This window comes from Thermodesulfovibrionia bacterium (genome assembly GCA_030646035.1).
In the GTDB taxonomy this organism is placed as follows: domain Bacteria; phylum Nitrospirota; class Thermodesulfovibrionia; order UBA6902; family UBA6902; genus JACQZG01.
Window position 1 is genome coordinate 1 of sequence record JAUSMY010000049.1, and the last position, 13406, is coordinate 13406.

Sequence of the window (13406 nt, forward strand, 5' to 3'; positions counted from 1 at the left end):
CTGGCCCAGCAATTCCAGATTCACCGCCGAGCGTAGACTGCGCCCGATCAACCGGGTGATCTCTTGGGTGCGCCCTTTGGGGTGCAGAGTCTCGCGTGGGGTGCGTTCGCTTGTACTACCGGGAAGCATGGCATATTCGGCAGTGACCCACCCCTGACGTGAGGTGGATTTGTGCAGCCACCGGGGTACCATCTCGTCAATGGATGCCGTACACAATACTTTCGTGTTGCCCATACTGATCAAAACAGAACCGGCAGGATGGATTAGATAGTCAAGCTCAAAAGTGCATGGACGCAGTTGATCCATAGAGCGTTTGATTCGCGTGCTCAATCGGGGCTCCCTTTCTGGGCTGACCGAACAGGGCAATAGTTGGATAGGGGGATGTCTTCTAAACTGTTTAGGACATCTATCTCAATCATAATCCGGGGAGGGCCTTAGGCGCAAACGCCGCAGATAGTCAACGAAACCGTAGAGGGTGCAAATACAAAAAAGGAACCGGTCGACTAGGACCGGTTCCTTTTAGTGGAGCTAAAGGGATTCGAACCCTTGACCTCTACAATGCCATTGTAGCGCTCTCCCAGCTGAGCTATAGCCCCAAACGATTCAATTTTTGCCAAAAAAACATGGCAGACATCCCAACAAGTATAGTTATATCTTGAATTTTGTCAAATTAGCGGCACTTTTTTGTGTTGCTCTTTCCAGTCTTGCAGTGGAGCTGAAGGGATTCGAACCCTTGACCTCTACAGTGCGATTGTAGCGCTCTCCCAGCTGAGCTACAGCCCCATGGTTTTTATATTAACATAAATCCCATGCTTAAATAATAAATAAACATATCATTTTCCAAGCATCTTTTTTATCTCTTCTGTGTACTCATTGCCTTCATTATGTATGTAGAGAGGAGGGAGAACTTTAAGCCATTTGCCTGAGCCTTTGACAGCCTCAATCAGCACCATCTTTGCTTCCTCACCCTGACGGGAATGGACGAACTTCATTCTCTTAGGCTCAATGTTGGATCTTTGCATCTGGCTTATGAGCTCGATCAGCCTGAATGGATGATAGATCATATACAGCCTTCCTCTGTCCTTAAGAAGGTATGAGGCGGTCTCTATAAGGCCGGAGAGCGTCATCTTTATTTCATGTCTTGCAGCTGCCCTTTCATCATCAATGCTGATCAATCCGGTCTCGGTCTTTCTGAACGGAGGGTTTGAAAATACAAGGTCTGCTTTATTGGCAGGGAATACATCTTTTAATTTATTAATATCTGATCGCAGTATGCTGACTCTATCTTCAAGGCTGTTCAGCCTCACATTTTTCTCAGCCCGTGCGGCAAGAGTCTTCTGTATCTCCACCCCGGTCAATTTAATGCTGCTGAACCTTTTGGCAAGCAGTATGGAGATCACCCCTGAGCCGGCTCCGAGCTCAATGCCGTGGTCGTGTTTTTTTGCTGATATGAAGTCTTCGAGTATGACGGCATCTATGCTGAAGCGGTAGCCTTTCTCAGACTGGAGTATCTTGACGTTCTTAATGCTGTCGAGGGTTTCGCCGGATTTTGGTGTCATATCGTTTATATCTTCTGCAGAATAGGCAGGATATCTGTGAAATCATCGATAATAAAGTCGGCATCTTTAAGCATCTCAACCGGACGGAAACCATAGGTGACGGCTATAGTCCTGATCTTGGCAGCCTTCCCTGCCTCAATATCAAAATTACTGTCGCCGATGATAATGGTTTTATCTTTTGATACGCCGAACTTCTTCATGATCTCCAGTATGGGAAGAGGGGAGGGCTTCTTCTCTGATAAGCTGTCGCTTCCAAAGACAATATCAAAAAGATCAAGCAGGCCGATACCTTTCAGTATCTCTTTTGAAAAGCCTTCTCTCTTATTTGTCAGCACAACTTTTTTGTATAAGTTGAGTTTCAAGAGTGTCTCTTTCACATTTGGATATGCTGTTGTATCATCAAGCAGATGTGCTGAGTAGTAACTGAGGAACCTCGTGCTGACCTCCTCGAACGGATCGGTCGTTGGATCGTCTTTGGAAACAGCATGTTCCGGGATCAATGAGTGCAGGAGTTTTGTTATGCCGGAGCCGACCATCATCTTGGTCTCTTCAATAGAGTACGGCCCGGTTCCGAAAGGCTCAACAGCATAATTAATAGCGGCAGTTAGGTCGAGGCTGGTATCTGCAAGTGTGCCGTCGAGGTCGAAGATCAGGAGTTTCAACATGATTTATAACCGGGAAAAATGAAATAAAAAAAAGAAGTGAGGAGATTTGGATATTCCTCACTTCTTTTTGAATAATTATTTTGTATGACGTTTTTCTGCTATCTGTATTCTTGCTAATGCGCGTTCAATTGCCGCATCCGCGTGTGCATCCTCAACTCTTTGGTCATGTTTAATCTTTTCTTCAGCAAGCTGCTTGGATCTTTTGGCTCTTTCGATATCAATATCTTCAGCCTTTTCAGCGCTGTCTGCAAGAATAGTGATCTTGTCCATCCCTACCTCGGCATATCCCCAGTTAACAAAGAAGTAGCCTGTTTCAGAGCCGTTCTTATATGTCAGCATGCCGATCTTGAGCGTTGTAAGGAAAGGGATATGGTCAGGAAGGATGCCGAACTCGCCCTCGCTTCCTGCTGCTATGATCTCATCCACTTCGCCGGTAAAGACATGGCCGTAAGGTGTGACTATATCCAATGTAAGTTTTTTATCTGCCATTTAAATTTAAATCCTTATCCGTTCCAGCCGAGGCCTCTTGCCTTTGCCTCAGCCTCTTCAATTGCCCCTACCATGTAGAAGGCCTGCTCCGGGGCGCTGTCATATTTTCCTTCTGCTATCGCCTTGAACCCTTTAATGCTGTCCGCAAGCTTTACATATTTGCCGGGTGTGCCTGTAAATGTTTCAGCAACATGGAACGGCTGGCTCAGGAACCTCTGAAGTTTTCTCGCCCTGCTGACTGTCAGCTTATCATCTTCTGAAAGCTCTTCCATTCCAAGGATTGCGATGATGTCCTGAAGTTCCTTGTACCTCTGTAGAATGATCTGCACCTTTCTTGCAACCGCATAGTGTTCTTCACCGAGGATGAGCGGATCCAGGATCCTTGATGTGGAATCAAGAGGGTCAACGGCAGGGTAGATGCCGAGCTCTGATATCTGCCTTGAGAGAACGACTGTTCCGTCAAGATGGGTAAATGCCGTAGCAACAGCAGGGTCTGTAAGGTCGTCAGCAGGAACATATATCGCCTGCATCGAAGTGATAGCGCCTTTATTAGTTGATGTTATCCTTTCCTGAAGGATACCCATGTCTGTTCCAAGTGTGGGCTGGTATCCGACAGCTGAAGGCATTCTTCCAAGAAGCGCTGAAAGTTCCGCGCCCGCGAGTGTATATCTGAAGATGTTATCAAGGAATATAAGAACGTCCTGTCCTTCATCTCTAAAATACTCTGCGCATGTAAGCGCTGAAAGTGCGACCCTCGCCCTTGCTCCGGGCGGCTCATTCATCTGGCCGTAAACCAGGGCGGTCTTATTAAGAACGCCGGATTCTTTCATTTCTAAATAAAGGTCATTACCTTCCCTTGTTCTCTCACCGACACCTGCAAAGACTGAAACGCCGCCGTGAACCATGGCTATGTTATGGATCATCTCCATGATAACAACGGTCTTGCCGACGCCTGCTCCGCCGAACATGCCCATCTTTCCGCCTTTAACGAACGGGACAAGAAGGTCAAAGACCTTAACGCCGGTCTCAAAGACCTGTGTGGATGTGTCCTGCTCTGTGAATTCAGGGGCTTCTCTGTGGATTGGCAGCCTGGTTTTGGCATCAATAGGGCCCATCTGGTCAACAGGCTCGCCGATGACGTTCATTATCCTTCCGAGAGTCTTCTCTCCGACAGGAACGGTTATAGGCTCTCCTGTATCAACGGCCTTCATGCCCCTGACAAGTCCGTCAGTAGTTGTCATGGCAATGGTTCTTACGATGTTGTCGCCGAGGTGACTCGCAACTTCAAGTGTGAGTTTTATCTCCGGAATCCCTTTTGCGTCATCTGCCGGCTGGTAGATCTTCAGCGCGTTCAGGATCTGAGGCATTTTATCTTCAAACTCGACATCAACAACAGCGCCGATGACCTGTGATACTTTACCTTCATTCATGATCTATATCCTCCATAAATTTAAAATCAAATATAAAAAAAGCTTTTAGCTGGATTAATCTTTCAGCGCCTCGACACCGCCGACGATATCCATAAGCTCCTTGGTAATGGTCGCCTGCCTTGCCTTGTTGTACTGGAGCGTCAGTCTCTCTATCATCTCATCGGCATTCTGTGTGGCGTTCTCCATTGCCGTCATCCTTGCAGCCTCTTCAGACGCCTGTGATTCAAGGAGCGCCCTGTATATCTGAACCTCGACATTCTTTGGCAATAACTGGTTCAGTATCTCTTTCTGTGAAGGCTCAAATATGAATACAGTAGATGGTTCTTCTGCCGCAGCGTCACTTGCATCAGCTGACACAGGCATGAGTTTCTTAACAGTGACTTCCTGATTCATTACGGTCACGAATTTGTTATAAATGATAAAGACCTCATCAATAGTTTCATTTACGTAACTTTCAACTATATTGCTTCCTATCTCCTGAGCATCGGTATAAGTGAGTTTTCCTGATAAGCCTACCCATGACTTTCTGATCTCGATATCGCGCCTTTTATAATAATCAGCTGCCTTCTTTCCGACGATACTGATGCTTACATTGAATTTCTCATCATGACGCGTTGCTATTATTTTTTCAGCAGCCTTAATGATATTCGTGTTGTAAGCTCCGCACAGGCCCCGGTCGCTCGAAAGTATAAGTATCTCTACGGTCTTTCTGGGCCTCTTGACGAGAAGGGGATGAACAGCCTCGCCGCCGGTCATGCTTGCAATGACGGAGTTCATCTTGTCGGCATAGGGCCGCATATCGATCATCCTGTTCTGCGCGCGCCTGAGTTTAGCAGCCGCGACCATCTTCATGGCCTTTGTGATCTGCTTTGTGCTCTTGACAGCTGTTATTCTTCTTTTTATATCTCTTAATGTCGCCATAGTTAGCTATCAGTTGTTATTTATAAGTTGTTATGCTGAAAATCCTTTCTTAAACTCTACGATTGCGGCTTTCAGTTTCTCTTTAAGCGTGTCGTCGATAGCTTTCTTATCAGCCAACTCAGCCCTCAGTTCATCTTTGGTTCCGCGTATGTAAGCAAGGAACTCTTTCTCAAACTTTTTAATTGCTACTACAGGTATATCATCAAGAAAGCCCTGTGTTCCGGCAAAGAGAACTATAACCTGGTCTCCCATTGACATAGGGACATACTGGTCCTGTTTAAGAAGCTCGACCATTCTCCTGCCGCGCTCGATCTGTGCGAGTGTAGCTGCGTCAAGGTCAGAACCGAACTGTGCGAATGCAGCCATCTCCCTGAACTGTGCAAGGTCAAGTCTAAGTGTGCCCGCAACCTGCTTCATTGCCTTTGTCTGTGCGGCTCCGCCGACTCGGCTGACCGAGAGGCCGACGTTAACTGCAGGCCGTACGCCTGCATAGAAGAGCTCAGGCTCAAGGTATATCTGCCCGTCTGTGATCGATATAACGTTAGTCGGGATGTAGCCTGAAACGTCTCCTGCCTGTGTCTCGATTATCGGAAGCGCGGTCAAAGAACCGCCTCCGAGTGCGTCAGAGAGTTTTGCAGACCTCTCAAGCAGTCTTGAATGGAGATAGAAAACGTCTCCGGGGAATGCCTCACGTCCGGGCGGGCGCCTTAACAGCAGAGATAGCTGCCTGTAAGCAGTTGCCTGTTTACTAAGGTCATCATAGACTATTAAAGCGTGTTTGCCGTTATCCCTGAAATATTCTCCCATGGCGCAGCCTGTATACGGGGCGATGTACTGAAGGGGAGCGGCCTCGCTCGCTGTTGCCGAAACGATAATTGTATGCTCCAAAGCTCCTTCTTCCTCAAGCTTTTTAGTTACACGGACAACGTTGGAACGCTTCTGCCCGATTGCGACATATATACACAGAACTCCGGTGCCTTTCTGATTGATGATAGCGTCTATTCCGATCGCTGTCTTTCCGGTCTGACGGTCGCCGATGATGAGCTCTCTCTGTCCCCTTCCAACAGGGATCATTGCATCTACCGCCTTAATTCCTGTCTGCATAGGTTCACGCACAGGCTGTCTGTCGATGATGCCGGGAGCCACAACGTCAACTATCCTGCTCAAGGTGGTTTTGATAGGGCCTTTTCCGTCTATCGGCTGGCCGATAGCATTGACCGCCCTTCCAAGCAGGGCCTCTCCAACAGGAACGGACATGATCCTTCCTGTACGTTTTACCAGGTCGCCTTCTTTGATAAGGGTATCTTCACCAAAGAGAACAGCGCCGACAGAGTCTGCCTCAAGGTTGAGAGCCATTCCGAAGATGTTGTTCGGGAACTCAAGAAGCTCTGAGGACATGCAATTGTCAAGGCCGTATATCTTTGCGATACCGTCACCGACCTTTACGACCGTGCCGACTTCGCTCACGTCAACACGCTTCTCAAAATCGGTTATCTGTTTTTTTATTAATTCACTTATCTCACCAGCTTTGAGTTCTGTGATATCCATTAAGACCCCCTATAAATAAAGTTGAAAGTTTAAAATTAATAGTTAAAAGTGAATGATCAATGAAGCAACCTTAACTTTTAACTATTAACTTCTAAACTGCTTTTATTTTGTTAGTTCAGCCTTTAAAAGTTTAAGCTGCCCTTTGATGCTGCTGTCATATATAGTGCTGCCGACCTTTACTATGAAACCGCCTATAAGGGAAGTGTCAATGTTGCTGTCTATGTCGACTTCTTTATTGGTAAGAGACCCGAGTGCGGATTTAAGCCTTTTTATGCTGGCTTCATCAAGCGCTACAGGGGCAGATACCTCTGCTGTGACCTTCCTGACCTTTTCATGATACATGCTGTCTGATGTTGCGATGATCTCTTTTATAACTGAGATGACCCCCTCAGCTAAAAGCAGGTTAAGGAATTTTTCCGTATGTGACGAAAAGTTCAAATGAGTTGTAACATTCTTCAGAACCCTGTTTTTTTCTTCAGTCGTGAATATCTGACTGACGAATAAGAGCTTTATCTTTCTGTCAGAATCTATAAGAGATGAAAACATCTTCAGCTCTTCTAATAAGTTAGGGACGATCGAAATATCAACGGTATTTATAAGCGCCTTACTGAATTTTTTTGCGATATGTGATTTATTCAACTCGCTACCTCGATCTTCTTTATATATTCATCAATGAGCTTTTCCTGTTCATTGCTGCCAAGCCTCTTTTTGATCTCGTTCTCAGCGGCCTCAAGCGCCAGCAGGGCTGCCTCTGATTTAATCGCCTGCCTTGCCTTTGCAAGCTCGAACTCTATGCTGGCTCTTGCCTGCTCAACTATCTTCTGCTTGATATGTTCGCCCTCAGCGATAAGAGATGCCTTCTCTTTTTCTCCGGTCCTTTTTGCAGCCTCAATTATAAGGTCAGTCTCCTGCCTGGTATTATTGAGCCTCTCACGGACTTCTGTCAGCATTTTTTCGGCAATTTCTTTTGCCTCAGTAGCTGTTTTAATGGAACTCTCTATTTTTTCTGTCCTGCTTCTGAAGAATTCCTTAAAAGGCTTGCGTGTAAAGAATGCGAGAATTCCAACGAGGAAGGTGAAGTTTATAATGGGCCATATCAGTTCGGCCCATGCGATGCCGTGATGTTCGGCGCCGGCATTTTCCGCTGCTTCACTGCTTGCAGATGCAAGATCCGGAGACAGCAGACAGCAGACAGCAGATATGATAACCATAAAAAAGATCAGTTTTTTCAGGATAGTTGTTTTTGATTCAGTCATTAATTATACCCCCAGCATCTTCTCGACTATCTTGCCGGAAAATGCTTCGATCTCTTTTCTAAGGCCGTCCTTTGCTTTCTGGACTGATGACTCAAGTTCTGTCTTTGCCTTCCTGTTCATCTCTTCGGCATCCTTCTGCGCAGCTTCCATGGCTTGTTTATGGATCTCTGAGCCTTCTTTTCTGAATGTTTCATTGATGGACTTTGCCTCTTCTTTTGCCTTGGCGAGTTTCGCGTCTATCTGAGCCATAAGCTCGTCCTTTTCTTTGGCCAGTGACTTGGCGCTCTCAAGGGAACCGTCGATCAGCTTGGATCTTTCCTCGAATATACGGAAGAGAGGCTTGAACAGGATGATATTCAAGAGCCATATCAGGATTAAAAAATTAGCAAGATGCCAAAAGAAAAATCTGTTAATATCTAACATTAAAAACCCGCCTTATAAATAAGGATTTTAAGATGATACTGAAGAAAAAAACATGAAAAATTTAACATAGCACCAGTATTTTGTCAACAACTCTGTCTTTATAAATTTATTTGAAAAGCTTATGTTTTAAATAACCTGCCGTATTTTTTGGATGATGACGGGGTTGCTGGTTTATATTTGTAATAATTAAAGCGATATGCTTTGACTTTTAAAGGCTATTCTTTTACACTCTATATACTATGAATGGAGATACAGTATTTAACCTTATATTACAGGCAGGCCCGGTAGTAAAACTCGTTCTTCTTATTCTCCTCTTTTTCTCGGTGTATTCCTGGGCGATCATTATTTATAAGCACAGGTTTTTTTCTAAAGTGGAAAAGGAGTCTGGCATCTTCTATCGCAACTTCACCCAGAGCAAAGACTGGGATTCTCTTAATCAAAACACAAGAAGCCTTTCTCTGAGTCCGGCGGCAAACCTTTTCAAGGCTGCCCATTCCGCCGGGGACAGGAAGAAGGAGGATATAAAGAGGATACTTAAGAGGGTTGAGGCTACTGAAGCTGCCAGGCTTGAGAAGTACCTGACCTTTCTTGCCACAACCGGCTCCACTACTCCTTTTATAGGCCTTTTCGGGACTGTCTGGGGGATAATGAACTCTTTCAGGGGCATAGGCAAGCTGGGTTCCGCATCGCTTGCAGTCGTTGCGCCAGGAATAGCTGAGGCCCTCATTGCCACGGCAGCAGGTCTTGTGGCCGCCATCCCCGCTGTTATCGCTTACAACTATTACCTCAGCAGGGCACAGAGAAATATTATAATGATGGAAGACTTTTCCCAGGAACTGATAGACCACTTTTCGAGGAATGATGGCCAGGCGCAGACAGGCTCTGTCAGAGATTAACATAACCCCTTTCGTGGATGTAATGCTCGTCCTTCTGGTGATATTTATGGTCACCGCCCCTCTGCTTCAGCAGGGAATCGATGTCAATCTTCCGCAGGCAAAGGGCCAGGAGCTTACCCCTGCAGAAAGGATAGTTATTACAGTAAAGAATGACGGCAAGATATATCTGGACAAGTCTTCTGTGACTATTAACACCATTAGATCAAAGTTCGAGGGCAAGGCTGATAAAGATATTTTTCTTAAGGCTGACAAGGATGTGCCGTATGGTGTCATAGTAAATATCATGGGTGAGCTGAGAGAAGCAGGGATAGAGAGGCTGGGCATGATCACGGAATCTGAAGTAACGATTCGATGAGGCGGTCTTTTAATCCGGGGAAAGAACCGAGCTTTCAAAAGATCGTTATATCTTCATTTGTGCTTCATCTTATATTTATAGCTGTAACAGTTATTCCGCTTGTTCATAAAAAAAAGGAGATAAAGAATTACTATGTCAGCCTTGTAAATCCTGCTGTGATTCGCAAAGCTGAGGTTTCTGATGTGAACAGGAAAATAACCGTTGCGGAAAAGACGGTTGTTGAGAAAACCAAAAAGATCCAGCCGGTAAAAGATATAAAGGAAATAAAAAAAGTAAAGATGGCAACCTTATCTGAGCGTATTAAGGATAAGAAAAAGGAGCAAAAAAGAGAAAGAGAAGAGACAGCCAGGAAACTGGCAAAGATAAGGTCAGATACAAAAAAGAATGCTAAAAAAGAGACAGAAGATGTTTCATCTGAAGTGTCTAATCCTTATGAAGGCATGGGAAGTAATGATGCCTATCTTTTATATGTTGATTTGATAAGGCAGAGAATATGGAGTTACTGGAAGTCTCCAAAGGTTGATGTTGAAGGTCTTTCTGTAATTGTAGAGATCAAGTTTACTAAGGACTGGAGAATAGACAAATATATTCCAAATGAAATATCCAATAATAAACTTTATGACCAGTCAGTATTTAAAGCTGTATTAATGGCACAGGAATCATCAAAAGTTTCCCCCTTTCCTCCTCCTCCTTCGGATTATGAGCAGGATGCATTGGATGGGATTGTAATTACGTTTTCTCCATAAAATAGAATGAAAAAAAATAAAAAATACATATATCTTATTTGTTCGGTAATTTTATCTGTGGTTATCTTCTTCTCTTCATCAGAGGCAAAGATATATATTGACATTACTTCCCCTACATGGAGTGAGATCCCTATCTCAATATCCTCAACAGGAAGCGTTGATGCTAAAACTGTGGAAGAAATTGTTAAGAACGACCTTTATCTTACCGGTATATTCTCTGATGTCGCTCTGGAGTTGGGCGGCGCGGAGATGGCGATAGATATAACGATGGAAGATGCCGGAAATATAAAAGCGGTAGCCGTTGTTAAGGATCTCATCGCTGGCAGCACATTGATGGATAAAAAATATGAGGCATCCAAGAACAGCGTGAGGGCGCTGGGCCACTCGATAGCTAATGATGTCTTCCTGATGATCACAGGCCAGATGGGCAGCTTCAGGACGAAATTCACCTATATTGTTGACTCTTCAGGTGAGAAAGAGCTTCACGTCATGGACTGGGACGGATATAATTCAAGCGTTATTGAATCAAAGGGGCTCCCGCTCGTACACAACTGGTCTGATGACGGCAATTACATTTATTATTCTGCCGAGAGAAACAGGAAGTGGAGGATCTTAAGGATTAACCTTAAACAAGGAGTGAAGGAACAGATATTCTCATCAGATGGGATCAACCTCGTGGGTGACATACACGGCGGTCTTGTCGCATTCTCATCCTCAAAAGACGGAAGCCCTGAAATATATACCATGAATGCTGACGGAGGAGATGCCAGAAAGATCACGACCTCCATCGGTATAGATATATCGCCTGTCTTTTCTCCGGACGGTTCAAAAATAGCCTTTGTCTCTGACAGGGGCAGAACCCCGCAGATATACATAATGGACCCGGACGGGAAAAACCTGAAGAGGCTTACGTTTGAAGGAAGCTACAACCAGTCGCCCGCATGGTCGCCTGACGGTAAATGGATAGCTTTTGTGAGCAGAACGGATGGTAAAAATCAGATATTCGTGATAAAATCTGATGGAACAGACGCAAGACAGCTTACTTATGAAGGGAATAATGAGAATCCCACATTTTCACCGAACGGCCTTTTCATAGCTTTTGACTCTGACAGGAGGAAGGGCCGGGGTATTTTCGTTATGCGTATAAATGGCGAAGGGCAGAGGAAGATAACATCTGATAAAGTGAGGGCGCTTATTCCACGCTGGTCGCCTTATCTTAATTGATAAATGACAGGTTAACGCAAACTTGATAATAAATATGGAGGAGGAAAAGGCATGAAAAAAATTCTGATTCTTTTACTGATGGTTTTGGTTATCGGATGTGGCCAGCAGGTTAGGAAGGATGGCCCCTTTAATGAAGCAGCAAGGTGCAGGGACGACCTTTTTGGCGGAGACGGGAGGTGTGAAGATGCTGCCGAGACCTTGGTTGACCTGAAGGACAAAAAGGAAATTGCCGCGGGTGAGCATGTTATCACCGAATCGGTTTTAAGCGAAGATAATATCAAGGACATTGACATCAATGATGCCGAGGTCAGAAAAGAGATAGACCTTGTATTCAAGGATGTATTATTTGATTACGACCAATATAGTTTGAGGGATGATGCTCGCGCCCAGCTTGATTTGATAGCCTCATGGCTTGTGAAAAACCGCAAGACCAATCTGATAATCGAGGGGCACTGCGACGAGAGGGGAACAAACGAATACAATCTCGCGTTAGGTGAGAAGAGAGCGAGAGCCGCAAGTGAGTATCTCGCTCTTGTAGGTGTTTCTTCTTCACGTATTACAGCGATCACATATGGCGAGGAGAAGCCAGCTTGTACTGTGCAGGATGAAAGCTGCTGGCAGCGAAACAGGAGAGATCACTTTGTCGTTACTGAATAAGAAATCTTCAGATGATCATAGCCTTCTTGAAAAGGAAGGCTGGGCTTATTTATATACCGGAAGGTCATCTGCATTATTTTTACCTTATGCATTTATCCTAATCTTTGCATTCATGCTCTCTGCTTGCGTTTCAAACCAGGATATCGGAAAGATGCAATACGGTATCGGTGAGTTAGAGAAAAAGGTTCAGGATCTTAGCAGAAGGTCACAGGCCATTGAGAGCGAGATGCCCAAGAGCGAGAAACAGATCAGTGAAAAGATCGAAGGCACTAAAGATTCTCAGGAGGCTACCGCAAGGGCTGTCTCAAACCTATTCATGAAAATGCAGGCCTTGTCCGGTGATATTCAGCAGATAACCGGCCGGCTTGATGAATCACAGCATCTCTATGAAAAAGATTTAAAAGATGAGACAGAGAAAAGGGATCTGATAGCTGCTGAGATAAGCGGTCAGGAAGTCCTGCTGGAAGACCTTAAATCTAAACTGGCAGATATAAAGGCCGGGATGGATGAAATAAGATCAGAAATTGAAAAAACAAGAACTGACGGATCCAAAATAGATGAAATACGATTAGAAATAGAAAAAATAAGAACTGATGAAATAAAAATGGATGAAATAATATCAGAAATAGAAAAGTTAAGATCGGAACAAGACTTATTAAGCGAGAAGGTTGCCGGAATTGAGTCAAGGCGTATCCCTTCAAAAAAGAGTGTTACTCAAAAGACAGATGCCAAAAAGCCGGAAGTAAAAAAAACAGATACAAAAAAGTCAGAAACAAATAAAACAGAAACAATAAAGATGGATGCAACAAAGACAGATGTGAAAAAAACAGATGTTATCAAAGAGGCAGCGCCAGCTGATGTGAAGGATGTTTACAATTCTGCTTCAGCACTTTTTAAGTCAGGAAAATATAAAGATGCAAGGGCCAAGTTCATATCCGTTTTAAAGGACTTCAAAGAAAATGAATATTCGGACAATGCAAAGTTCTGGATCGGAGAGTGCTTTTTCAAAGAAAAGATGTATGAAGATTCCATCCTTGCCTATGAAGAGCTTTTAAAGAAGTACCCGGATAGCGATAAGATAGCTTCTGCCAGGTTAAAACAGGGGCTTGCCTTTTATGAGCTTAATGACCCGGAGACAGGAGACCTTATCTTAAGGAGCCTCATTGACTCATTCCCCGATTCTCAAGAGGCAGCCGTTGCAAGGAAGAAACTGGGTGCTGCACCGGAGCGCCTTTAA

Annotated in this window: 16 protein-coding genes and 2 tRNA genes; 6 read left to right on the forward strand and 12 right to left on the reverse strand. The window is 44.6% G+C overall.

What is annotated here, in order from left to right:
- The 12 genes from rph to atpF (Q7U10_07690) form a co-directional block, all read right to left on the reverse strand.
- On the reverse strand, positions 1–330 hold a 330-nt coding region (gene rph, locus Q7U10_07635; GenBank protein ID MDO8282479.1), incomplete at its 3' end, for a ribonuclease PH.
- A 193-nt stretch (positions 331–523) separates the two neighbouring features.
- Positions 524–596 (reverse strand) — tRNA-Ala (locus Q7U10_07640).
- Positions 597–710: 114 nt separating this feature from the next.
- Positions 711–783 (reverse strand) — tRNA-Ala (locus Q7U10_07645).
- 50 nt (positions 784–833) lie between these two features.
- Positions 834–1559 carry a tRNA1(Val) (adenine(37)-N6)-methyltransferase gene (locus Q7U10_07650; GenBank protein ID MDO8282480.1) on the reverse strand — a complete coding sequence of 242 codons (726 nt, stop codon included), beginning with the start codon at positions 1557–1559 and terminating at the stop codon, positions 834–836.
- Positions 1560–1564: 5 nt separating this feature from the next.
- Positions 1565–2224: an HAD-IA family hydrolase gene (locus tag Q7U10_07655; GenBank protein ID MDO8282481.1), complete on the reverse strand. Its 660-nt coding sequence runs from the start codon at positions 2222–2224 to the stop codon at positions 1565–1567.
- Positions 2225–2299: 75 nt separating this feature from the next.
- Positions 2300–2713 (reverse strand): F0F1 ATP synthase subunit epsilon, encoded by a 414-nt coding sequence (locus tag Q7U10_07660; GenBank protein ID MDO8282482.1) that lies wholly within the window; start codon positions 2711–2713, stop codon positions 2300–2302.
- Positions 2714–2727: 14 nt separating this feature from the next.
- Entirely contained in the window at positions 2728–4143 is a 1416-nt protein-coding gene (atpD, locus tag Q7U10_07665) for a F0F1 ATP synthase subunit beta (protein ID MDO8282483.1), read from the reverse strand.
- A 54-nt stretch (positions 4144–4197) separates the two neighbouring features.
- Positions 4198–5064 (reverse strand): ATP synthase F1 subunit gamma, encoded by an 867-nt coding sequence (atpG, locus tag Q7U10_07670; protein ID MDO8282484.1) that lies wholly within the window; start codon positions 5062–5064, stop codon positions 4198–4200.
- 30 nt (positions 5065–5094) lie between these two features.
- Positions 5095–6612, reverse strand: coding sequence for a F0F1 ATP synthase subunit alpha (atpA, locus tag Q7U10_07675; GenBank protein MDO8282485.1), 1518 nt, complete (start codon positions 6610–6612; stop codon positions 5095–5097).
- A gap of 102 nt (positions 6613–6714) precedes the next feature.
- A complete protein-coding gene (gene atpH, locus Q7U10_07680) occupies positions 6715–7251 on the reverse strand; it encodes an ATP synthase F1 subunit delta (GenBank protein MDO8282486.1) in 537 nt (178 codons plus the stop codon).
- Positions 7248–7868 (reverse strand): F0F1 ATP synthase subunit B, encoded by a 621-nt coding sequence (atpF, locus tag Q7U10_07685; GenBank protein MDO8282487.1) that lies wholly within the window; start codon positions 7866–7868, stop codon positions 7248–7250. Before atpF (Q7U10_07685) ends, atpH begins: the two co-directional genes overlap by 4 nt.
- A gap of 3 nt (positions 7869–7871) precedes the next feature.
- Positions 7872–8291 (reverse strand): F0F1 ATP synthase subunit B, encoded by a 420-nt coding sequence (atpF, locus tag Q7U10_07690; protein ID MDO8282488.1) that lies wholly within the window; start codon positions 8289–8291, stop codon positions 7872–7874.
- Between the two features lie 239 nt (positions 8292–8530).
- Between atpF (Q7U10_07690) and tolQ the strand changes: the two genes are divergently transcribed.
- The 6 genes from tolQ (at position 8531) to Q7U10_07720 (ending at position 13406) form a co-directional block, all read left to right on the forward strand.
- Positions 8531–9187: a protein TolQ gene (gene tolQ, locus Q7U10_07695; protein ID MDO8282489.1), complete on the forward strand. Its 657-nt coding sequence runs from the start codon at positions 8531–8533 to the stop codon at positions 9185–9187.
- A gap of 22 nt (positions 9188–9209) precedes the next feature.
- Positions 9210–9542: a biopolymer transporter ExbD gene (locus Q7U10_07700; GenBank protein ID MDO8282490.1), complete on the forward strand. Its 333-nt coding sequence runs from the start codon at positions 9210–9212 to the stop codon at positions 9540–9542.
- 182 nt (positions 9543–9724) lie between these two features.
- On the forward strand, positions 9725–10288 hold the full coding sequence (locus Q7U10_07705) for a TonB C-terminal domain-containing protein (GenBank protein MDO8282491.1): 564 nt from the start codon (positions 9725–9727) through the stop codon (positions 10286–10288).
- A 6-nt stretch (positions 10289–10294) separates the two neighbouring features.
- Positions 10295–11512 carry a DUF5050 domain-containing protein gene (locus Q7U10_07710; protein MDO8282492.1) on the forward strand — a complete coding sequence of 406 codons (1218 nt, stop codon included), beginning with the start codon at positions 10295–10297 and terminating at the stop codon, positions 11510–11512.
- A 51-nt stretch (positions 11513–11563) separates the two neighbouring features.
- Positions 11564–12169, forward strand: coding sequence for a peptidoglycan-associated lipoprotein Pal (gene pal, locus Q7U10_07715; protein ID MDO8282493.1), 606 nt, complete (start codon positions 11564–11566; stop codon positions 12167–12169).
- A complete protein-coding gene (locus tag Q7U10_07720; GenBank protein MDO8282494.1) occupies positions 12153–13406 on the forward strand; it encodes a tetratricopeptide repeat protein in 1254 nt (417 codons plus the stop codon). Before pal ends, Q7U10_07720 begins: the two co-directional genes overlap by 17 nt.